Raw genomic sequence first — 19,361 nt, forward strand, 5'->3', positions numbered from 1 at the left:
TCATCGCAAAAAACGGTGACACGGACGTGCAAGTCCGGTTACATGTCGGCGCACCAGCGCCCATAGCCATCCAACGGGCGTTTTTTATGCCTGCTGTATTCGTTATGGCGGCTGTGCGTGGGAGATCCCTTGGGGTCTGCCGGGGTCCGATATGCCCGGTCTTGCACACCTGCGCACGGCTGCCACCTTATTTGCGTGCAAGCGGAAGAGGGCAGTCTCCATCACATATCGGAGCTGTTAATCATGGTCAAACCTACGCCCAATCCGCCCCTCTTCACCGTAACCCCCCACCAAGACACCGAAACCCTGCTGGTCAATGCCAGCGAAACCCTGTCCTCCCTCAACGCGCTCACCTGCAACCTGGCCTTCGACCTGGACACTTCCCAGCGGGCCATCATGCTCGGGATCCAGCAAATGGCCGAGATGGGGCAGTTGTTGGTGGATCAGGCGCTGGAGCAGATTTCCCCCTCCCCAGCGGCTTAAAACTTGATCGTTCCCAAAAAGGGACCTATCGTTCCCTTTTTGGGACTCTTTGGCCGCCGTCATGCACACCTTACCGCTCAGCACCGCGCTCTTCACTGTCACCCAGCAAAAAGTGCTGGGCCTGCTTTTCGGTAAGCCGGACAAAAGCTTCTTCACCAATGAAATTGCGCGGTGGGCTCAGGTGGGCAAAGGCAGTCTCACCCGTGAACTGGAGCGCTTGCAGTCAGCGGGCATTTTGAACATGACGCGCCAGGGCAACCAAACCCACTACCAGGCCAACCCCCAATGCCCGATCTACTCGGAGCTGTTAGCCATTGTGCGCAAGACGCTGAGCCTGGATGAGCCATTGCGCAATGCACTGGCACCGTTCGCAGAGCACATAACCTGGGCCTTTATCTACGGCTCCATCGCCAAGGGCGAGGCGCACTCATCCAGTGACATAGATCTGATGCTGATTGGCGAAAGCCTCAACTACAGTGAAGTCATGGAGCGGCTTATACCGTTGGAAGAGCAACTGGGGCGCCCCATCAACCCGACGCTTTACACCCCTGAAGACTGGATTGGCAAATGGAATGCCGGGAACAGTTTTGTGCAGCGGGTCGTGCAGCAGGACAAGATCAATCTGATGGGGGGCAACCCCCTGGTATCCACGGATGGACAGCAAAGCAAACCTGGAGAATCTGCAACGTAGCGGTGGCTTGAAAGCTGAGCCGCCGGATCGTAAGGAGTGTGATGGGCTGATGCGTTCTGCCAGGGATCGGTTGAAGGACGCCGGTAATGCCGCGTTATCGTTCGCCAGTCGTTTCGACCTGGCTTATAACGCCGCCCATGCTCTCGCACTCACGGCCTTGCGCCTGCAAGGCTATCGCTCGGACAAACGCTATCTGGTCTTTCAATGTCTGGTTCACACCACCGACGTGGGCAAGGTGGCGGTAAGGTTGTTGGCCCTGTGTCATGAGCGTCGAAACCTGGCGGAATATGAAGGGTATATGGATGAGGATGAGGCGCTGCTAGGCCAGTTGGTTGATAGCGCGACGGCACTGCTGAATAAAGTGGAAGTTATGTTGGCTGGCCATGAGTGGCGATAGGGAGGGGCCGGCGCCCGCTTGCGAAAAGGTCCCAAACAGGGACTGATCAGCCCTTTTTGGGGACCGCTATCTCACAGACACCACTGAACAAATGTGGGAGGGGGCTTGCCCCCGACGGCTGAGTGTCAGTTGATACATCACTTGGCTGACCCACCGCCATCCCGGGCAAGCCACGTCCCATATTTTTGATCTTCACTGGGCTCGGGTCAGCATTTGCTGATGCTCCATTACTCCAGCCGTAATGATCCGTCGCCCAGCTTGATTGATGGCCCCCCGAATCACTCCTAAGGTACAGCCCACGACAGCAAACCCGTGGAGCGACCATGACAACAATAACTACCCCCGACTCGCGCTGGACGCGGCGACGCGACGAGAAGCAGCGGCGGCTCGGGCTGGTCAAGCACTTTGCCGACGGGGCCGTGTTGCCCAGTGACAAGATCGTCGCGGCGCTTGAGGCGTTGATCCTCCCCGGCGATCGCGTGGTGCTGGAGGGCAACAACCAGAAGCAAGCTGACTTCCTCTCGCGCTCCCTGGCCAAGACCGACCCGGCCAAGCTCCACGATTTGCACATGATCATGCCCAGTGTCGGCCGCTCCGAGCACCTGGACCTGTTTGAAAAGGGCATCGCGCGCAAGCTGGACTTTTCGTTCGCCGGCACTCAATCCCTGCGCATCAGCCAGTTGCTGGAAGACGGCCTGCTGGAAATCGGCGCGATCCATACCTACATCGAACTCTACGCGCGGCTGGTGGTGGACTTGATCCCCAATGTGGTGCTGTCTGCCGGGTTCATGGCCGACCGCGCCGGCAATATCTACACCGGTGCCAGCACTGAAGACACCCCGGCATTGATCGAGCCTGCCGCGTTCAGCGATGGCATCGTGATCGTGCAGGTCAACCAGTTGGTGGATGACGTCAGCGACTTGCCCCGCGTGGACATCCCCGCCAGTTGGGTGGATTTCGTGGTGGTGGCCGACAAGCCGTTCTACATCGAACCGCTGTTCACCCGCGACCCGCGCCACATCAAGCCGGTGCATGTGCTGATGGCGATGATGGCGATCCGTGGCATCTACGAAAAACACAATGTGCAATCGCTCAACCACGGCATCGGCTTCAACACCGCCGCCATCGAGCTGATCCTGCCCACCTACGGCGAGTCCCTGGGCCTTAAGGGCAAAATCTGCCGCAACTGGACCCTCAACCCACACCCGACCCTGATCCCTGCGATCGAAAGCGGCTGGGTGGAAAGTGTGCATTGCTTCGGCACCGAACTGGGCATGGAAAACTACATCGCCGCGCGCCCGGATGTGTTCTTCACTGGCCGCGACGGCTCGATGCGCTCCAACCGGATGTTCTGCCAACTCGCTGGCCAGTACGCGGTGGACCTGTTTATCGGCGCGACCCTGCAAGTCGACGGCGACGGCCATTCCAGCACCGTGACCCGTGGGCGTCTCGCCGGGTTTGGTGGCGCACCGAACATGGGTCACGACCCGCGCGGTCGTCGCCACGGCACACCGGCCTGGCTGGACATGCGTCACGACGATGCGCCAGAAGCCTTGCTCGAACGCGGCAAGAAGCTGGTGGTGCAGATGGTCGAGACCTTCCAGGAAGGCGGCAAGCCGACCTTCGTTGAGACCCTCGACGCGGTGGAAGTGGCGCGCAAAAGCGGCATGCCGCTGGCGCCGATCATGATCTACGGCGACGACGTGACCCATCTGCTCACCGAAGAAGGCATCGCCTACCTGTACAAGGCGCGTTCACTCGAAGAACGCCAGGCCATGATCGCCGCCGTCGCCGGGGTGACGGCCATCGGCATGCGCCACAACCCAAAAGACACCGCACGCATGCGTCGCGAAGGCTTGATTGCCTTGCCCGAAGACTTGGGCATTCGCCGCACCGACGCCACTCGCGAGTTGTTGGCGGCCAAGAGCGTAGCCGACCTGGTGGACTGGTCGGGTGGTTTGTACAACCCGCCCGCCAAATTCAGGAGCTGGTAAATGCGCGCCCTCAAACTGCATGAACTGAGCCTGGCTGATCGCCTGGCAGACATGGCCGTCGACGCGTTGATCGATGAGGCTGACTTGTCGCCCAAGCCCGCCCTCGTGGATCGGCGTGGCAATGGTGCCCACAACGATTTGCACCTGGGCCTGATGCACGCGTCGGCGCTGTCGCTGTGGCCGATGTTCAAGGAAATGGCCGAGGCAGCGATTGACGTCGGTGAAGTCGGCCTGCCCCTGCGCGAAGCCCTTGGGCGCATCGGCCGCGAAGGTGAGCAAGCCATGCTCGCCACTACCGGCGGCGTGAATACCCATCGCGGTGCGATCTGGGCGCTTGGCTTGCTGACCGCAGCGGCGGCGTTGGAGCCGCGCGCCGTGACACTCACCGCGGCCAAGCTGGCCTTGCTCACCGACCGCTACGCCCCACAACCGATGAGCCACGGCGCCCAGGTCGCACAGCGCTTCGGCGCACGGGGCGCCCGTGAGGAAGCGCAACTGGGCTTCCCTTCGGTGGTGCAACGCGGCCTGCCGCAACTGCACAAGAGCCGCCGGCAAAACGTCGGCGAACAGAACGCGCGCCTGGATGCCTTGCTCGCGATCATGACGGACCTGGCCGACACCTGTGTGCTCTATCGCGCCGGCCTGGAAGGCCTGCATGCCATGCAGCGTGGCGCACAGGCCGTGCTCGATGCAGGCGGCAGCGCGACCCTCGCCGGTCGCCGTCAGTTGCATGAATTGGACCACCAACTGCTGGCCCTGAATGCCTCCCCCGGTGGCGCCGCCGACCTGTTGGCCGCCTGCCTGTTTATCGACCGCCTCGACGGAGCGTTGTGATGGAAACCTTATCCTTTGAATTCCCCGCCGGGCAACCGCCAAAAGGCCGTGCGCTGGTGGGTTGCGTCGGCTCGGGTGACCTGGAAGTCCTGCTGGAACCGGGTACGCCCGGCACGCTGACCATCGAGGTGCAGACCTCGGTGAATGGCGCCGCACTCCGCTGGCAGCATCTGTTCGAACGGATCTTCCAGGAGCAGACGCCACCGGCCTTGAAGATTGATATTCACGATTTCGGCGCCACCCCAGGCGTGGTGCGTCTGCGCCTGGAGCAGGGCTTCGAGGAGATCTGCCATGACTGACCTCACCAAACACAGCTTTGTCGAACTGGGCGCCCGGCAGCGGGCCAAGTCCTTGTTGGACGCCGGTTCCTACCGCGAACTGATCGACCCATTCCAACGCGTCATGTCGCCCTGGCTCAGCCGCCAAGGCGTGGTGCCGCAGGCCGATGACGGTGTGGTGATTGCCAAGGGCAGCATCGACGGAAAACCGGTGGTGATTGCCGCCATCGAGGGCAACTTCCAGGGCGGCAGCCTTGGCGAAGTAGGCGGCGCGAAAATCGCCGGCGCTTTGGAGCTGGCAGCCGAGGACAATCGCAAGGGCATCCCGACCCGCGCCGTGCTGTTGCTGGAAACTGGCGGCGTGCGTCTGCAGGAAGCCAACCTGGGCCTGGCCGCGATTGCCGATATCCACGCGGCGATTGTCGACCTGCGCCAATACCAGCCGGTGATTGGTGTGGTGGCGGGCAGTGTCGGGTGCTTTGGCGGCATGTCCATCGCCGCCGGGCTGTGCAGCTACCTGGTCGTGACCCGCGAAGCACGTCTTGGCCTCAATGGCCCGCAAGTGATCGAACAGGAAGCCGGCCTGGAAGAATACGACTCGCGCGACCGCCCGTTTATCTGGAGCCTGACCGGCGGCGAGCAGCGCTTCAACAGCGGCCTGGCCGACCGTTACGTGGCAGACGATGTGACGCAGATCCAGCAGACCGTCACTGCATTGCTGCAACAAGGCTTGCCTGCTCAACAGCGCAGCCGTCAGGCCGAACATTACCTGGCGCGTCTCGCGCAACTGGACGCCACGCCGCAAATCGACGCGGCAACGGTGCGCGACCTGTATCAAGGAGAACGCTCATGAGAGGCTTGCAGTGGTTCAACGCATTGAGCGCCGGCGCCACCCCTGTCGACGGTCTGCCGCAGTCGCTGAGGGTTGCCGACGGTGTCTTGGGTGAGCAGACGGTGCGCTTTGTCGCCGTGGTTACCGACCCTCAGAACCGCTTCCCGCGCGCCCGTAACGGCGAAGTCGGGTTGCTCGAAGGCTGGGGCCTGGCCAAGGCGGTGGATGAAGCCATCGCCCACGGGGACCAGCGTCCGATCATCGCCATCGTCGATGTACCGAGCCAAGCCTACGGCCGTCGCGAAGAAGCCCTCGGCATTCACCAGGCCCTGGCCGCCGCCGCCGACAGCTACGCACGCGCCCGGTTGGCCGGCCACCCGGTGATCGCGCTGCTGGTGGGCAAGGCGATGTCCGGGGCGTTCCTCGCCCACGGCTACCAGGCCAACCGCCTGATCGCCCTGCGTGACCCCGGGGTGATGGTGCACGCCATGGGCAAGGCCTCGGCGGCGCGGGTGACCCTGCGCAGTGTCGAGGAGCTGGAAGCCCTGGCCGCCAGCGTGCCGCCGATGGCCTATGACATCGACAGCTATGCCAGCTTGGGGCTGTTGTGGGAGACCTTGTCGGTCAGCCAGATTGAACAGCCCACGCCGGACGATGTGGCGCGTGTCAGCGATTGCCTGGTCAACGCGATCAAGGATATCGATGGCCGCGATTTGAGCGGGCGTCTCGGCGCGGCGAATCGCGCCGCCTCCAGCCATGTACGCCAGCTGCTGCGGGAGCAATGGTGAACGCCCACGATTTGCTCTGGGGCATGACCCCGGCGCATGTGCCTGCCGACGCACCGGCCTGGGTACTGGAGGCCGTCGCCTCTGGCCATCCGGTGGTGGTGCGCCGCGCCATGGCCGAGCCGGGTCATGTGCCCGTCGGCGTACGCGGGCGGTTGCGTGAGCAGCGTTATGCCGCCCAGATGCCGCTGGCGGCAGTGCAGCGGCGTGTGATCCCCGAGGATTTGTGTGGTGTGGTCTCGCCACGGGATTTACCCGCGCTGCGCGCGCTCGATCTATTGCGGCCGGTGCTGGCGCAGGAGGCGTGGGGCGTCACGGGCAGCGCGGGTTTCGAGTTGGCCAGCGGGATTCAAGCGCTGCACGCGCAGAGTGATCTGGATTTGATCCTGCGTACGTCCGAGCGACTTGAGCGCGCTGATGCCGAGGATCTGCTGGCGATATTGAACACCGCACCGTGCGCCGTGGATCTGCAACTGCAAACCCCGTTTGGCGCGGTCGCCTTGCGCGAATGGGCAAGTGGGTCACGCCGCGTGCTGCTCAAGACCGCCAGCGGTGCACACCTTGTGCAGGACCCTTGGCAGGCCGTGGCATGAGCAGCCTCCTGGTCTTCCCGGGGCAGGGCGCCCAACGGCCGGGCATGCTTCATCAGCTGCCTGTGGAGGTGTTGGAGCAGGCCAGTGAGGCCTTGGGCGAAGACGTCCTGGCGCTCGACTCGGCGCAAGCCCTTGAGTCGACCCGCGCCGTACAACTCTGCCTGTTGATCGCCGGTGTGGCCCACGCCCGCCTCCTGCAACACACCCCGGATTATGTCGCGGGCCTGTCCATTGGTGCCTACCCGGCGGCGGTGATTGCGGGCGCGCTGGACTTCGACGAGGCCATCAAACTGGTCAGCCTGCGTGGCGAGCTGATGCAAAACGCTTATCCACACGGCTACGGCATGACCGCAATCATCGGCCCGGCGTTATCCACAGTGGAAAACCTGCTGGCCGAAATACACAGTGCTGAAACGCCGGTGTACCTGGCCAATATCAACGCTGACAACCAGACCGTCATTGCCGGCAGCAATGCAGCAATGAAGCTTGTCGCAGAGCGCATCCAGGGCAACGGCATCGCCAAGCGCCTGGCGGTCAGCGTGCCGTCCCATTGCGCGCTGCTGGACGCGCCTGCCCAGCGCCTGGCCCAGGCGTTCGGTGCACTCAAGCCGCCGCGCATCACCTACCTGAGCAGCACGCGTGCGCGGCCGATCCACAACCCCGAGCAATTGCGCGACGACCTGGCCTTCAATATGTGCCGCGTCGTCGACTGGCGCGGCACCGTGCAAAGCGCCTACGAGCGCGGTGTGCGCCTGCAGATCGAACTGCCGCCGGGCGCCGTGCTCACCGGCCTGTCACGCCGCGTGTTTGAACAAGGCACGGTGATCGCCTGTGAAGGCGCCCGCCTGGACACCTTGCAGGCCTTGCTGGAAGAGGAGGAGCGCCGCCACCGATAAAGCACCACCCAAGGCTTTCGAAGCACAAAAACAACAATTTCGATCGAGCACTTTGAGGACAACAACAATGATTATTTACGGTGTGGCATTGCTGGCGATCTGCACGCTCGCGGGCGTGATCATGGGCGACATGCTTGGCGTGTTGCTCGGCGTCAAATCCAACGTGGGCGGGGTGGGGATTGCAATGATCCTGCTGATCTGCGCCCGCCTGTGGATGCAAAAACGCGGCGGCATGACCAAGGATTGCGAGATGGGCGTGGGCTTCTGGGGCGCGATGTACATCCCCGTGGTCGTGGCGATGGCCGCGCAACAGAACGTGGTCACCGCCCTGCACGGCGGCCCGGTCGCGGTGCTCGCGGCGATTGGTTCGGTGGTGGTGTGCGGGTGCACCATTGCCCTGATCAGCCGCACGCACAAGGGTGAACCTCTACCCGATGAAGAGCCGCTGATCACGCCGACACCTGTCGTGGGAGGCCGCTGATATGTGGGATCTCATTGAAAAAGGTTTGGAACATAACGGCTTGATCACCGCCTTTGCCTTCGTTGGCGTGGTCATGTGGATTTCCGTGGTGCTGTCCAAGCGACTGACCTTCGGGCGCATCCACGGCTCGGCGATTGCCATCGTCATTGGCCTGGTGCTGGCCTGGGTTGGCGGCACGATCACGGGCGGGCAAAAAGGCCTGGCCGACCTGGCACTGTTTTCCGGCATCGGCCTGATGGGCGGCGCGATGCTGCGTGACTTCGCCATCGTCGCCACCGCGTTTGAGGTGCAGGCCACCGAAGCGCGCAAGGCCGGCATGATTGGCGTGATCGCCTTGCTGCTGGGCACGATCCTGCCGTTTATCGTCGGCGCGAGCATGGCCTGGGTGTTTGGCTACCGCGATGCAATCAGCATGACCACCATCGGCGCGGGCGCGGTGACGTACATCGTCGGCCCGGTGACTGGCGCGGCGATTGGCGCGACCTCGGATGTGATGGCGCTGTCGATTGCCACCGGGTTGATCAAGGCGATCCTGGTGATGGTCGGCACGCCCGTGGCGGCGCGTTGGATGGGCTTGGATAACCCGCGCTCGGCGATGGTGTTTGGCGGCTTGGCCGGCACCGTGAGTGGGGTGACGGCAGGCTTGGCGGCGACGGATCGGCGATTGGTGCCGTATGGCGCGCTGACGGCGACGTTCCATACCGGGCTGGGGTGTTTGCTCGGGCCTTCGCTGTTGTACTTCATCGTGCGTGGGTTGGTGGGCTGACCCCCGATAGCGGAGTGTCAGGCTGTCCCCTGCCGATTGGCATACATCCGACACTCCGCCAACAACGCCAGCAAGTTCGGGTCTCTTTCCTTGGCCTTCAGGAACACCACGCCGATATGCTGCTGCAACCGATACCTGGGTTGCAGCGGTATCAGCTTCACGCGGTTCTCGTACACCGCCGCAATCCTTCCCGGCAGCAGCGCATAACCCACGCCCGAACTGACCATGCTCAACAGCGTGAAGATGTCATTGACCTGCATCGCCACCTTCGGCTCGAACCCCGCCTGCTTGAACACGCGATTGCCATCCTGGTGCGTGGCGAAGCCCTGGGTGAGGGTGATGAAGGTCGCGTCGCGCACGTCGGCAAGGTCGATTTCCCGCTCGCGGTCGAAGGGCGAGTCGGCCGGGGTGGCGAGGAAGATGTCGTCGCTGAACAAGGCAATCTGTTCGCAGTCGGGGTCGTTGGCGTGCTCATCCAGAGAGATGAGGATCGCGTCCACTTCCATGTTCTTGAGCTTGTACAGCAGGTCGAAATTCGAGCCCAGGATCAGGTCGATATTGAGTTCGCTGCGCCTGATTTTAAGGCCCATGATCAGTTGCGGCACGGTCTTGACGGTCAACGAGTACAGCGAGCCAAGCTTGAAGCGCTCGGCGGAGAACCCGGCGGCTTCGCGGGTCAGGCGCACGCTGTCGACCACATCGGCGATGAGTTTTTGCGCGCGTTCTTCAAGCACGTAGGCGCTTTCCAGCGGCGTGAGGTTGCGCCCTTCGTGTTTGAACAGCGGGCAGCGCAGGGCATTTTCCAGCGAGTGAATGGCGCGGTGCACGCTGACGTTGCTGGTTTGCAGCTCGGCGGCGGCGCGCGCCAGGTTGCCGGTGCGCATGAACGCCAGGAAGATCTCGAGCTTTTTGAGGGTGAATTCTTCGTCGATCAGCATGGCCATGGGCTCTTGTTCGAATGCCGTCGATTGTGCCCCTAAAACCAGTTCACTCCCAGCCATGCGCTGCACAGGCCCAGCACCACGCCGAGGATGATCAGCCAGATCGCGTTCAGGCGCGTGTAATACACCACGGCAGCACTGGCCAGCGTCAGCACCAGGCTGGTGGCATTGTTTTCCAGGCTGTTCATCAGGATGTAGGTCGAGGCGAGAATCAAGCCGATGGAGAGCGGCAGCAGGCTGCGCTTGACGCGCTGCACCCAGGGCGTGCGGGTGTGACGCTCCAGCCAGCCGGCGCCGACGTAGGTCAACACCGAGCAAGGCACCAGTTTGGCGGCCAGCGCCACCAGCGCGCCGGGCAACCCTGCCGCCTGCTGGCCGATAAACACCAGGAACATGCCGTTCGGCCCCGGCAGCGCCTGGGACAGGGCGAAGAACGCGACGAATTGCGCGTCGGTGATCCAGTTCATGTCGGTGACGGCGTAGCGGTGGATATCACTGATGGCCACGGTATTGCCGCCAATCGACATCAACGACCACAGCGCGCATTGGATCATCAGGTGCAGCAGCACGGTTTGCATCAGCCGGCCACCTTGTGTGTGCTGACAAAACTCAGGGCCAGCGAGCTGGGGATGCAGATCAGCAGCACCATCCACAGCGGCAGCACGAAAACCGCCATCAACACAAAGGTCAGCACGAACGCGCTGTAGTTGGCGAGGGTGCGAGGCATGGCCTTGAGCAGGCGCAGGGTGGTACCGAGCATCAGCCCGGTGGCGATCGGCATCACGGCGCCGAAGATTTGCTGCACCACCTCGTTGCTCCACCACTTGGCGTAGGCGAAACCGGCGAACACGGTGATCAGCGAGGGGAACAGGTACAGCCCGCAGACGGTCACAATCGCACCCGGCAAGCCATGCAGGCGCCGGCCGTAGATGATGCCGACGTTGGCGATGTTGGGGCCGGGGAAGAACTGGCCGGTGGTCAGCAGCTCATTGAAGCCTTGCTCGCTCACCCAGCGGCGGCGGTCGACCATCATCTGCCGCGCCCAGGGCATCACGCCGCCAAAGCCGAACAGGCCGACCATGGCGAAGTTGTAAAACAGTTGCCATAGGCTGGGTTGCGGCGCGTCGGGTTCAAGCTCAGGCATTGTCGATACCATTGGGGGCAGGTGCACCCTTGCAGGGGCCGGCTTGCCGGCGATGAGGCCCTTGAGCCCTGTGCCGGCAAGGACGGTGTGAATCATCCGATGGGCAGCGGTGTCAGGGCAAATGAAGAAAGGTTGTTACCCGATAGTGAGTGACTGCGGTCAGAATGCTCAAGGTGATAACGGTTATTCGAGGTGAGTGACACATGTATCACGGGGAACGATTCAACGCCTGGAGCCATTTGCTCGGGGCGGTTGCAGCTTTTGTCGGTGCGGTATGGATGTTGGTGGTGGCGAGCCTGGACGGCAGCCCCTGGAAAATCGTCAGCGTGGCCATTTACGGCTTTACCCTGCTGGTGCTGTACAGCGCGTCCACCGTGTACCACAGCGTGCAGGGGCGACGGAAAGAGATCATGCAGAAGGTCGATCACTTCTCGATCTACCTGTTGATTGCCGGCAGCTATACGCCGTTCTGCCTGGTCACGCTGCGCGGGCCATGGGGCTGGACGCTGTTCGGGATTGTGTGGGGGCTGGCGGTGATCGGCATCCTGCAGGAGATCAAGCCGCGTTCCGAGGCGCGCATCCTGTCGATCGTGATCTACGCGGTGATGGGCTGGATCGTGCTGGTGGCGGTCAAGCCGCTGCTCGCCGCGCTGGGCACGGCGGGGTTCGCCTGGCTGGCGTCTGGCGGGGTGCTGTATACCGTGGGCATCATCTTTTTTGCCCTGGAGGATCGCCTGCGGCATTCCCATGGCATCTGGCACCTGTTCGTGATCGGCGGCAGCCTGCTGCATTTTGTGGCGATCATGCACTACGTGCTGTGACCGTCACTTGCCGGCGATTACGCTTACAGGCGTTCCAGTAGCTCGCGGGCACGCTTGCCGAAAATCTGCAGCAGGTTTGCCAGCATGTGCGGCGGTGGTTCGTCGGCGCGGGTGAGGGCGTACAGGGTGATCGGCAAGGGCGGCGTGAGCGTGCGGATGCGCGTGGTGGCGGTCGAGGCTCCCAGCGCGGTGAAGGGGTCGATCACCGTGAGGCCGGCGCCGGATTCCACCATGGCCCGGGCCAGCGAATAGGTTTGCACCGAGATCGTCACCTGGGGCGGCGGGTCGACGTTTTCCAGGTAACTGTCGAGTTTCGCGGCCAGCGGGTCGGCGCTGGACAGTCCGATCAGCGGCGCTCCCGCCAGGTCGGCGAGCGGCAGCGGCTGGCGGGTTTCAGCCTCGGACCAATAGCCTTTGGACGCCAGCGCCACCAGCACGCCATTGGCCAACACCTGGGTGGTCAACCCCGGATGGCCGGAGAAGTTGAGCGTCAATGCCAGGTCGATCTCGCGCATCAACAGTTTCTGCACCAGCTCGCGGCTGTGGTCGCTGGACAGTTCGCAGGCGATGTCCGGGTAATCGTGCTTCCACTCCAGAATCGCCGGCGGCAGCAGCGACAGCGCCAGGGCCGGGATCGCGCCAATGCGCACACTTTGGCCCGGCTCGCGGCGCAAGCTCTTGGCCAGGCGTCGCACGCCTTGCAGGCTCTGGGTGACTTTTTCCACTTCGCTTTCGAGCGCCAGGGCTTCCGGCGTGGGTTGCAGCTTGCCGCGCACCCGCAGGAACAGCGGAAAGCCCAATTGTAACTCCGCGTGTTGCAACACCTTGGTCACGGCCGGTTGCGACACATGCAGCAACTGCGCGGCAGCGCTGATGGAGCCGGTCTGGCGGATGGCCTGGAAGATCTCGATATGACGCAAGCGCATGGCGTGTCCATAACCTTTGTTTATAGGTGACCCATCTTTATTCATTGTCGGTGACCTGTCACCTGCCCCTAGGCTTGAGCCTTCTTATTCAACGGCTGGGGGCTGGCATGACCAGGCAGGTTTGCATCATCGGTGGAGGGGTTATCGGCCTGGCGAGTGCCTACGCGTTGGTGCGCGCCGGCCATGAAGTGACGGTGATCGAGGCACGCGACAGCCTGGGCAGCGAAACCAGTTTTGCCAATGGTGGGCAGTTGTCCTACCGCTACGTCGCCCCGCTGGCAGACGCCGGCGTGCCGCTGCAGGCGATTGGCTGGTTGCTGCGCGGCGATTCGCCGCTCAAGCTGCGCCCGCGCCTGGACCCCCAGCAATGGCGCTGGATGGCGGCCTTCATCGGCGCCTGCCGCGGCTCGGTGAACAAACGCAACGCCGCGCACTTGCTGCGCCTGGCGAGCCTGAGCCAATCCACCTTGCAGCAATGGCGCGTCGATGACGGCCTGGACGGTTTCGACTGGCGACGCAACGGCAAGCTGGTGACTTTTCGCAATGCCGATACCTTCGAGCGTGCGCGCAGCAAGGTCACCGACGTCCTGCAGCAGCAGGTGCTGTCGGCGGTAGATTGTGCGCGCCTGGAGCCGACACTCGCGGCAGGTGGGTTTGTCGGCGGCATCTACACGCCCAACGAGGAAGTGGCGGACTGTCATGCCTTCTGCCAGCAGCTGGCGGCGCGTCTTCAAGCGTCGGGGCGCTGTACCTTCATGCTGGGGCGCAAGGTCACCGGGATCCTGCATGCCGACGGTGCGGTACAGGCTATCGAACTGGGCGGCGAAGTGATGCCGGTGCAGCAATTGGTGCTGGCTGCCGGGCATCGCAGTGCCGAGTTGGCGTTGCCGGGCTTGTCACTGCCGCTGTACCCGCTCAAGGGCTACAGCCTGAGCGTGCCGATTGGCGCGCAGCACCGCGCGCCGAACGTGAGCATCACCGACTACGACCGAAAGATTGTCTACGCGCGCATCGGCGAACAACTGCGGGTGGCGGCGATGGTGGATATCGTCGGCTTCGACGCCAGCCTTGAGCCCAAGCGCCTGGCACTGATCAAGCGCCAGGCAATCGAGACATTTCCTACAGCTGGCGACTACACGCATGCGCTGGAATGGGCCGGCATGCGCCCGGCTACCCCGACCGGCGTGCCGCTGATTGGCGCCAGTCGCTATCGCAACCTGTGGCTGAACCTGGGCCACGGTGCCCTGGGCTTTACCCTGGCGTGCGGCAGCGGCCAATTGCTCGCCGAGTTGATCGGCCAACACGTCCCTTCCATTGATATGCAGGGCCTGGCGCCCCGCGCCGCATAAGGATGCACCCATGACCATCACGCGAATCAGCAGCAACGAACGACTGTCCGGCGCCGTCACCTTCAAGGACCTGGTATTCCTCTCGGGCCAGGTGCCGGGCGAGGGTGTCGACGTGGCGACCCAGACCCGCGAAGTGCTGGCGAAGATCGACGGGCTGCTGGCCCAGGCCGGCAGTGACAAGGATCATGTCTTGAATGCGACCATTTACTTGAAAGATATCGGCAACGGTTTCGCTCCAATGAATGATGTGTGGTCTGCCTGGCTGTCGCCGGGCATGGCGCCGACGCGCACCACCTTGCAGGCGGAACTGGCGCGACCGAGTGTGCTGGTGGAAATCAGCGTGATTGCTGTCCGTAAATAACTCAAAGACCAACGGAGAATAACAATGAAAAAAATCCTGTTGACCGGTTGCACCCTGGGGCTGTTGCTGGGGGCGCAGGCCCATGCCAATCAAGCGCCGCTGGACGGCACGCTGGGCAAGATCGCCAGCGCCAAGTCGATCACCCTGGGCTATCGCGATGCGTCGGTGCCGTTTTCCTACGTGGGGGATAGCAGTGGCAAGCCCATGGGGTATTCGGTGGACCTGGCGAGCAAGATCGTCGAGCGCATCGAGGAGAAAACCGGGGTCGCCGATCTCAAGGTGAAATACAACCTGGTGACTTCCCAGACGCGTATCCCGCTGGTACAGAACGGCACCGTCGACCTCGAATGCGGCTCCACCGGGGTGACTGCAGAGCGCCAGCAACAGGTGGCATTTTCCTACGGCTTTATCTACGTGAAGGGGCAGTTGCTGACCGCCAAGGACAGCGGTATCCAGGGCTTTGACGACCTCAAGGGCAAAAACGTGGTGACCACCGCCGGTACTACCAACGAGCGGTTTCTCAAGAACTACAACGCCGAGCACAAGACCAATATGTTCGTGATCAGCGCCAAGGACCACGGCGAGGCGTTCAAGATGCTCGAGACCGGTCGCGCGGCGGCGTTCTATATGGACGATGCGCTGCTCTACGGTGAGCGCGCCAAGGCCAGGGATCCGCACAAATGGGTGGTGGTCGGCAAAGAGCAGTCGCGGGAAATCTACAGCTGCATGGTGCGCAAGGGCGACCCGCAGTTTCTCGCGGTGGTCAACGAGGCACTGGGCGACCTGTACCGCTCGGGGGCGATCAACGGGATTTACCAGCGTTGGTTTGAACAGCCGATTCCGCCCAAGGGCTTGAACCTGGAGTTTCCGATGACCAGCGAGTTGAAGGCGATCATTGCCACGCCGGTGAGTGACCCGGTGGAGTGATCACCCGGCCAACCGTAGGCGCCGGCTTGCCGGCGCTTACATTGGAGGCGGGGTTAGAAATCGCCCCAGAGTTGCTGGGCCACCGCCAGCGCGACGACGGGCGCCGTCTCGGTCCGCAATACGCGCGGGCCCAGGCGGGCGGCATGGAAGCCGGCGTCTTGCGCGGTTCGCACTTCATTGTCGGTCAACCCGCCTTCAGGGCCGATCAGGAAGGCCAGGCTGGCAGGCTTGGCATGGCTGACCAGCGGCTCGGCCACCGGGTGCAGGACCAGTTTCAAGTCGGCCTCGGTCTGCTTCAACCAGTCCGCCAGCAGCAGCGGTGGGTGAATCACTGGCACTGTCGAACGCCCACATTGTTCGCACGCGCTGATTGCCACCTGGCGCCAGTGCAGCAGGCGTTTGTCGGCGCGTTCATCCTTGAGGCGCACTTCGCAGCGCTCGCTGAAAATCGGCGTGATCGCATTGACGCCCAGTTCGGTGGCTTTCTGTATCGCCCAATCCATGCGCTCGCCCCGCGACAACCCCTGGCCGAGGTGGATGTGCAGCGGCGATTCAGCCTGCCCGGCGAAGCTTTGCGTGAGTTGCACGCTGACGCGCTTCTTGCCGACATCCAGCAAAGTACCCAGGAACTCCTGGCCGGAACCGTCGAACAATTGCACGGCGTCGCCTTCGTTCATGCGCAGTACACGGCTGATGTAGTGCGCCTGGGCTTCGGGCAACTCGTGCTCGCCAAGGCTCAGCGGGGTGTCGGTGAAAAAGCGGGACAGTCTCATTTCTGTTCTCTGGAAAATAAGGTGTTTCTGCAGGCGCCGGCTTGCCGGCGCCTGCAGGGGTGTGATCAGCCGGGATCGCGAAAGCCTGGGTGGAAGTCCTTCGGCACGGCGACACTGACTTTGCTGTTGGTGGCAATGTCGATGCCTTCACTGGCCACCTCGGCCAGGAAATCGATCTGCTCCGGCGTGATCACATACGGCGGCAGGAAATACACCACGCTGCCCAAGGGCCGCAACAGCGCACCGCGTTCCAGGGCATGCTCGAAGACCTTCAGGCCACGGCGTTCCTGCCACGGGTAGGCGGTCTTGGTGGCTTTGTCCTGGACCATCTCGATGGCCAGGACCATGCCGGTCTGGCGCACTTCCGACACGTGCGGGTGGTCCACCAGGTGGGCGGTGGCGGTGGCCATGCGCTGGGCCAGGGCCTTGTTGTTCTCGATGACGTTGTCTTCTTCGAAAATATCCAGGGTCGCCAAGGCGGCCGCGCACGCCAGCGGATTGCCGGTGTAGCTGTGGGAGTGCAGGAAGGCGCGCAGGGTCGGGTAGTCGTCGTAGAAGGCGTCGTAGACATCATCGGTGGTGACCACCGCCGCCAATGGCAGGTAGCCGCCGGTGAGGGCCTTGGACAAACACAGGAAATCCGGGCGGATACCGGCCTGCTCGCACGCGAACATGCTGCCGGTGCGGCCGAAGCCCACGGCGATTTCATCGTGGATCAGGTGCACGCCATAGCGGTCACAGGCTTCGCGCAGTAGCTTGAGGTACACCGGGTGGTACATGCGCATGCCGCCGGCGCCCTGGATCAGCGGCTCGACGATCACCGCCGCGACGCTGTCGTGGTTGTCGGCGAGGGTCTGTTCCATGGCCTGGAACATGTTGCGCGAATGCTCTTCCCAGCTCATGCCTTCGGGACGCAGGTAGCAATCCGGGCTCGGCACCTTGAGGGTGTCCAAGAGCAGCGCCTTGTAGGTTTCGGTAAACAGCGGCACATCGCCCACCGACATCGCGGCGATGGTTTCGCCGTGGTAGCTGTTGGTCAGGGTGACGAAGCGCTTCTTGTTCGGCAGGCCGCGGTTGAGCCAATAATGAAAGCTCATCTTCAGCGCCACTTCGATGCACGACGAACCGTTGTCGGCATAGAAACAGCGGGTCAGGCCTTCGGGCGTCATCGCCACCAGGCGCTCGGACAGTTCGATCACCGGTTGGTGGCTGAAACCGGCGAGGATCACGTGTTCGAGTTGGTCGACCTGGTCCTTGATGCGCTGGTTGATACGCGGGTTGGCGTGGCCGAACACGTTGACCCACCAGGAGCTGACGGCATCGAGGTAGCGCTTGCCTTCGAAATCTTCCAGCCACACGCCTTCACCGCGCTTGATGGGGATCAGCGGCAGTTGCTGGTGGTCTTTCATCTGGGTGCAGGGATGCCACAACACGGCCAGGTCGCGTTGCATCCACTGGTTGTTCAAGCCCATCGGTCATCTCCTCGAAGCGGTCCTGCGTGTGGCGCAGGTGAAACATTCGCGCAAGCCTATGCAATGCAGGCCTGTGTCACAACCCATTGCGAGTTTGAAGCGTAAATTGGTGGTAAACGCAGGACAGTCCGTCACGTTTCTTCTGGATAGTCCTTAATCTCTTGTTAACTTACTCTGCATACGCTCTTGATCGTATTTCTCGATATTTCAAAGCGAAATTTTCCGCTTTAATTCGATAGGTAAATCGATAGTCTTGCCACAGCTCTTACGGGATTTGGGACATGCAACTACGTAATTCACCGGCCCGCTATGGCTGGGTCAGCATCGTTTTGCACTGGGGCGTGGCCCTGGTGGTGTTCAGTCTGTTCGCATTGGGCCTGTGGATGGTCGGTCTCGACTACTACAGTGCCTGGCGCAAAGACGCCCCGGACCTGCACAAGAGCATCGGCATTACGCTGTTCGCCATCATGCTCGTGCGGATCGTCTGGCGCCTGGTCAGCCCGCCGCCGCCACCGCTTGCCAGCTATAGCCGCATGACGCGTCTGGGGGCTGCGTTTGGCCACGCGTTCCTGTATCTCGGGCTGTTTGCCGTGATGATTGCCGGTTACCTGATTTCCACCGCAGACGGTGTCGGGATCCCGGTGTTTGGCTTGTTTGAGATTCCTGCGCTGGTTTCCGGGCTACCGGACCAGGCAGACACTGCAGGCGTGGTGCATTTGTACCTGGCCTGGGTATTGGTGGTGTTCGCCGGCCTGCATGGCGTGGCCGCGCTGAAACACCATTTCATTGATCGTGATGTGACCCTGGTTCGTATGCTGGGGCGCAAAGCCTGATGTTCAACCTCGACTCACAAGGAATAGAAAGCATGTTGAAAAAGACGCTCGCCGCTCTGGCAATCGGTACCGCCCTGCTGTCTGCTGGTCAGGTGATGGCCGCCGACTACAAGATCGACAAGGAAGGCCAGCACGCCTTCATCGATTGGAAAATCAGCCACCTGGGCTACAGCTACATCCACGGTACCTTCAAGGACTGGGATGGCTCGTTCAGCTGGGATGCCGCCAAGCCTGAAGCCAGCAAAATCGCGGTCGACGTGAAAACCGCCAGCCTGTGGTCGAACCACGCAGAACGTGACAAGCACATCGCCAGCAAGGACTTCCTCGACGTTGGCAAGTTTGCCGATGCCAAGTTCGTGTCCACCGCTGTTAAATCCACCGGCGAAAAAACCGCTGACGTGACAGGCGACCTGACTTTCCACGGCGTGACCAAGCCTGTGACCTTCAAGGCGACCTTCAACGGTGAAGGCAAGGATCCATGGGGCGGCGAACGTGCTGGCTTCAACGCCACCACTACTGTCAACCTGAACGACTTCGGCATCAAAGGCCCAGGCCCGTCCTCGCAGACCGTGGACCTGGACATCTCGCTGGAAGGCGTCAAGCAGAAGTAATTTCTGTTTTTACCCGAAAAAACCGGATCCTGAGATCCGGTTTTTTCATGCCTGGAATGCACGCAATGTGGGCGCTGGCTTGCCTGCGATGCGGGCGCATCGAAGCATCAGGCACACCGAGTCGATACAATCGCAGGCAAGCCAGCTCCCACAGTTGATCAGTGTCGAGTCAA

Annotated in this window: 24 protein-coding genes; 18 read left to right on the top strand and 6 right to left on the bottom strand. The window is 62.4% G+C overall.

The window, feature by feature from the left end; all coding sequences use genetic code 11:
- The first annotated feature begins 243 nt into the window (after window positions 1-243).
- From C9990_RS01800 to madM, 12 genes are all read left to right on the top strand, one after another.
- The gene (locus C9990_RS01800; protein ID WP_106802398.1) at window positions 244-483 is read left to right on the top strand and encodes a DUF6124 family protein; all 240 of its coding nucleotides are present in this window, start codon (window positions 244-246) and stop codon (window positions 481-483) included.
- A gap of 61 nt (window positions 484-544) precedes the next feature.
- A complete protein-coding gene (locus C9990_RS01805) occupies window positions 545-1,174 on the top strand; it encodes a nucleotidyltransferase domain-containing protein (protein ID WP_106802399.1) in 630 nt (209 codons plus the stop codon).
- Window positions 1,137-1,571, top strand: coding sequence for a hypothetical protein (locus tag C9990_RS01810; RefSeq protein WP_106802400.1), 435 nt, complete (start codon window positions 1,137-1,139; stop codon window positions 1,569-1,571). The genes C9990_RS01805 and C9990_RS01810 overlap by 38 nt, the downstream gene beginning before the upstream one ends.
- A gap of 323 nt (window positions 1,572-1,894) precedes the next feature.
- Entirely contained in the window at window positions 1,895-3,565 is a 1,671-nt protein-coding gene (gene mdcA, locus C9990_RS01815) for a malonate decarboxylase subunit alpha (RefSeq protein WP_106802401.1), read from the top strand.
- Window positions 3,566-4,399, top strand: a complete 834-nt coding sequence (locus C9990_RS01820) for a triphosphoribosyl-dephospho-CoA synthase (RefSeq protein WP_065904904.1) — start codon at window positions 3,566-3,568, stop codon at window positions 4,397-4,399.
- Window positions 4,399-4,698, top strand: a complete 300-nt coding sequence (locus tag C9990_RS01825) for a malonate decarboxylase subunit delta (protein ID WP_106802402.1) — start codon at window positions 4,399-4,401, stop codon at window positions 4,696-4,698. Before C9990_RS01820 ends, C9990_RS01825 begins: the two co-directional genes overlap by 1 nt.
- Window positions 4,691-5,530, top strand: coding sequence for a biotin-independent malonate decarboxylase subunit beta (locus tag C9990_RS01830; protein ID WP_106802403.1), 840 nt, complete (start codon window positions 4,691-4,693; stop codon window positions 5,528-5,530). The genes C9990_RS01825 and C9990_RS01830 overlap by 8 nt, the downstream gene beginning before the upstream one ends.
- Window positions 5,527-6,297 carry a biotin-independent malonate decarboxylase subunit gamma gene (mdcE, locus tag C9990_RS01835; RefSeq protein ID WP_106802404.1) on the top strand — a complete coding sequence of 257 codons (771 nt, stop codon included), beginning with the start codon at window positions 5,527-5,529 and terminating at the stop codon, window positions 6,295-6,297. The genes C9990_RS01830 and mdcE overlap by 4 nt, the downstream gene beginning before the upstream one ends.
- Complete coding sequence (locus C9990_RS01840; RefSeq protein ID WP_106802405.1) at window positions 6,291-6,887, top strand: malonate decarboxylase holo-ACP synthase; 597 nt, start codon at window positions 6,291-6,293, stop codon at window positions 6,885-6,887. The genes mdcE and C9990_RS01840 overlap by 7 nt, the downstream gene beginning before the upstream one ends.
- On the top strand, window positions 6,884-7,783 hold the full coding sequence (mdcH, locus tag C9990_RS01845) for a malonate decarboxylase subunit epsilon (protein WP_106802406.1): 900 nt from the start codon (window positions 6,884-6,886) through the stop codon (window positions 7,781-7,783). Before C9990_RS01840 ends, mdcH begins: the two co-directional genes overlap by 4 nt.
- 67 nt (window positions 7,784-7,850) lie before the next feature.
- Entirely contained in the window at window positions 7,851-8,264 is a 414-nt protein-coding gene (madL, locus tag C9990_RS01850) for a malonate transporter subunit MadL (RefSeq protein ID WP_064454526.1), read from the top strand.
- 1 nt (window position 8,265) lies between these two features.
- On the top strand, window positions 8,266-9,030 hold the full coding sequence (gene madM / locus C9990_RS01855; RefSeq protein ID WP_058426582.1) for a malonate transporter subunit MadM: 765 nt from the start codon (window positions 8,266-8,268) through the stop codon (window positions 9,028-9,030).
- A gap of 17 nt (window positions 9,031-9,047) precedes the next feature.
- Here madM and C9990_RS01860 read toward each other — a convergent pair whose 3' ends face one another.
- The 3 genes from C9990_RS01860 to C9990_RS01870 are packed head-to-tail and all read right to left on the bottom strand — an operon-like array spanning window position 9,048 to window position 11,115.
- The gene (locus C9990_RS01860; protein ID WP_065904893.1) at window positions 9,048-9,968 is read right to left on the bottom strand and encodes a LysR substrate-binding domain-containing protein; all 921 of its coding nucleotides are present in this window, start codon (window positions 9,966-9,968) and stop codon (window positions 9,048-9,050) included.
- 38 nt (window positions 9,969-10,006) lie between these two features.
- Complete coding sequence (locus C9990_RS01865) at window positions 10,007-10,549, bottom strand: chromate transporter (RefSeq protein WP_065904891.1); 543 nt, start codon at window positions 10,547-10,549, stop codon at window positions 10,007-10,009.
- On the bottom strand, window positions 10,549-11,115 hold the full coding sequence (locus C9990_RS01870) for a chromate transporter (RefSeq protein ID WP_106802407.1): 567 nt from the start codon (window positions 11,113-11,115) through the stop codon (window positions 10,549-10,551). Before C9990_RS01870 ends, C9990_RS01865 begins: the two co-directional genes overlap by 1 nt.
- Before the next feature lie 203 nt (window positions 11,116-11,318).
- On the opposite strand from C9990_RS01870, the gene C9990_RS01875 reads away from it, so the two are divergent.
- A complete protein-coding gene (locus C9990_RS01875; RefSeq protein WP_065904887.1) occupies window positions 11,319-11,936 on the top strand; it encodes a hemolysin III family protein in 618 nt (205 codons plus the stop codon).
- Window positions 11,937-11,959: 23 nt separating this feature from the next.
- Here C9990_RS01875 and C9990_RS01880 read toward each other — a convergent pair whose 3' ends face one another.
- A complete protein-coding gene (locus C9990_RS01880) occupies window positions 11,960-12,862 on the bottom strand; it encodes a LysR family transcriptional regulator (protein WP_065904885.1) in 903 nt (300 codons plus the stop codon).
- A gap of 107 nt (window positions 12,863-12,969) precedes the next feature.
- Here C9990_RS01880 and C9990_RS01885 point away from each other — a divergent pair, with 107 nt between their 5' ends.
- From C9990_RS01885 to C9990_RS01895, 3 genes are read left to right on the top strand one after another with little or no spacing between them, the layout of a single operon-like run.
- Window positions 12,970-14,211, top strand: a complete 1,242-nt coding sequence (locus C9990_RS01885; protein ID WP_106802408.1) for a D-amino acid dehydrogenase — start codon at window positions 12,970-12,972, stop codon at window positions 14,209-14,211.
- A 10-nt stretch (window positions 14,212-14,221) separates the two neighbouring features.
- Window positions 14,222-14,572 (top strand): RidA family protein, encoded by a 351-nt coding sequence (locus tag C9990_RS01890; RefSeq protein WP_065904878.1) that lies wholly within the window; start codon window positions 14,222-14,224, stop codon window positions 14,570-14,572.
- A gap of 24 nt (window positions 14,573-14,596) precedes the next feature.
- Window positions 14,597-15,499 (top strand): transporter substrate-binding domain-containing protein, encoded by a 903-nt coding sequence (locus tag C9990_RS01895; protein WP_106802409.1) that lies wholly within the window; start codon window positions 14,597-14,599, stop codon window positions 15,497-15,499.
- A 53-nt stretch (window positions 15,500-15,552) separates the two neighbouring features.
- On the opposite strand, the gene C9990_RS01900 is transcribed toward C9990_RS01895, so the two are convergent.
- Window positions 15,553-16,272, bottom strand: a complete 720-nt coding sequence (locus C9990_RS01900) for a 16S rRNA (uracil(1498)-N(3))-methyltransferase (RefSeq protein WP_106802410.1) — start codon at window positions 16,270-16,272, stop codon at window positions 15,553-15,555.
- A gap of 65 nt (window positions 16,273-16,337) precedes the next feature.
- Window positions 16,338-17,744 (bottom strand): adenosylmethionine--8-amino-7-oxononanoate transaminase, encoded by a 1,407-nt coding sequence (locus C9990_RS01905; RefSeq protein WP_106802411.1) that lies wholly within the window; start codon window positions 17,742-17,744, stop codon window positions 16,338-16,340.
- A 281-nt stretch (window positions 17,745-18,025) separates the two neighbouring features.
- Between C9990_RS01905 and C9990_RS01910 the strand changes: the two genes are divergently transcribed.
- Together C9990_RS01910 and C9990_RS01915 are read left to right on the top strand one after the other, a co-directional pair.
- Window positions 18,026-18,577 carry a cytochrome b gene (locus tag C9990_RS01910; protein WP_065904873.1) on the top strand — a complete coding sequence of 184 codons (552 nt, stop codon included), beginning with the start codon at window positions 18,026-18,028 and terminating at the stop codon, window positions 18,575-18,577.
- Window positions 18,578-18,609: 32 nt separating this feature from the next.
- Window positions 18,610-19,188 carry a YceI family protein gene (locus tag C9990_RS01915; RefSeq protein WP_065904872.1) on the top strand — a complete coding sequence of 193 codons (579 nt, stop codon included), beginning with the start codon at window positions 18,610-18,612 and terminating at the stop codon, window positions 19,186-19,188.
- Window positions 19,189-19,361 lie beyond the last annotated feature (173 nt).

This window comes from Pseudomonas sp. S5D5, from assembly GCF_003013355.1.
GTDB classification, from domain to species: Bacteria; Pseudomonadota; Gammaproteobacteria; order Pseudomonadales; family Pseudomonadaceae; genus Aquipseudomonas; species Aquipseudomonas aylmerensis.

Excerpts from the sequence above, each read along its gene's own strand:
- C9990_RS01870 (WP_106802407.1), bottom strand. The coding sequence starts at position 11,115 with ATGCCTGAGCTTGAACCCGACGCGCCGCAACCCAGCCTATGGCAACTG.
- C9990_RS01820 (WP_065904904.1), top strand. The coding sequence starts at position 3,566 with ATGCGCGCCCTCAAACTGCATGAACTGAGCCTGGCTGATCGCCTGGCA.
- C9990_RS01830 (WP_106802403.1), top strand. The coding sequence starts at position 4,691 with ATGACTGACCTCACCAAACACAGCTTTGTCGAACTGGGCGCCCGGCAG.
- C9990_RS01865 (WP_065904891.1), bottom strand. The coding sequence starts at position 10,549 with ATGCAAACCGTGCTGCTGCACCTGATGATCCAATGCGCGCTGTGGTCG.
- C9990_RS01915 (WP_065904872.1), top strand. The coding sequence starts at position 18,610 with ATGTTGAAAAAGACGCTCGCCGCTCTGGCAATCGGTACCGCCCTGCTG.
- C9990_RS01880 (WP_065904885.1), bottom strand. The coding sequence starts at position 12,862 with ATGCGCTTGCGTCATATCGAGATCTTCCAGGCCATCCGCCAGACCGGC.
- mdcE (WP_106802404.1), top strand. The coding sequence starts at position 5,527 with ATGAGAGGCTTGCAGTGGTTCAACGCATTGAGCGCCGGCGCCACCCCT.
- C9990_RS01895 (WP_106802409.1), top strand. The coding sequence starts at position 14,597 with ATGAAAAAAATCCTGTTGACCGGTTGCACCCTGGGGCTGTTGCTGGGG.
- mdcA (WP_106802401.1), top strand. The coding sequence starts at position 1,895 with ATGACAACAATAACTACCCCCGACTCGCGCTGGACGCGGCGACGCGAC.
- C9990_RS01890 (WP_065904878.1), top strand. The coding sequence starts at position 14,222 with ATGACCATCACGCGAATCAGCAGCAACGAACGACTGTCCGGCGCCGTC.
- C9990_RS01840 (WP_106802405.1), top strand. The coding sequence starts at position 6,291 with ATGGTGAACGCCCACGATTTGCTCTGGGGCATGACCCCGGCGCATGTG.
- C9990_RS01860 (WP_065904893.1), bottom strand. The coding sequence starts at position 9,968 with ATGCTGATCGACGAAGAATTCACCCTCAAAAAGCTCGAGATCTTCCTG.
- C9990_RS01900 (WP_106802410.1), bottom strand. The coding sequence starts at position 16,272 with ATGAGACTGTCCCGCTTTTTCACCGACACCCCGCTGAGCCTTGGCGAG.
- C9990_RS01905 (WP_106802411.1), bottom strand. The coding sequence starts at position 17,744 with ATGGGCTTGAACAACCAGTGGATGCAACGCGACCTGGCCGTGTTGTGG.
- C9990_RS01885 (WP_106802408.1), top strand. The coding sequence starts at position 12,970 with ATGACCAGGCAGGTTTGCATCATCGGTGGAGGGGTTATCGGCCTGGCG.
- madL (WP_064454526.1), top strand. The coding sequence starts at position 7,851 with ATGATTATTTACGGTGTGGCATTGCTGGCGATCTGCACGCTCGCGGGC.
- madM (WP_058426582.1), top strand. The coding sequence starts at position 8,266 with ATGTGGGATCTCATTGAAAAAGGTTTGGAACATAACGGCTTGATCACC.
- mdcH (WP_106802406.1), top strand. The coding sequence starts at position 6,884 with ATGAGCAGCCTCCTGGTCTTCCCGGGGCAGGGCGCCCAACGGCCGGGC.
- C9990_RS01875 (WP_065904887.1), top strand. The coding sequence starts at position 11,319 with ATGTATCACGGGGAACGATTCAACGCCTGGAGCCATTTGCTCGGGGCG.
- C9990_RS01825 (WP_106802402.1), top strand. The coding sequence starts at position 4,399 with ATGGAAACCTTATCCTTTGAATTCCCCGCCGGGCAACCGCCAAAAGGC.
- C9990_RS01805 (WP_106802399.1), top strand. The coding sequence starts at position 545 with ATGCACACCTTACCGCTCAGCACCGCGCTCTTCACTGTCACCCAGCAA.
- C9990_RS01810 (WP_106802400.1), top strand. The coding sequence starts at position 1,137 with ATGGACAGCAAAGCAAACCTGGAGAATCTGCAACGTAGCGGTGGCTTG.
- C9990_RS01910 (WP_065904873.1), top strand. The coding sequence starts at position 18,026 with ATGCAACTACGTAATTCACCGGCCCGCTATGGCTGGGTCAGCATCGTT.
- C9990_RS01800 (WP_106802398.1), top strand. The coding sequence starts at position 244 with ATGGTCAAACCTACGCCCAATCCGCCCCTCTTCACCGTAACCCCCCAC.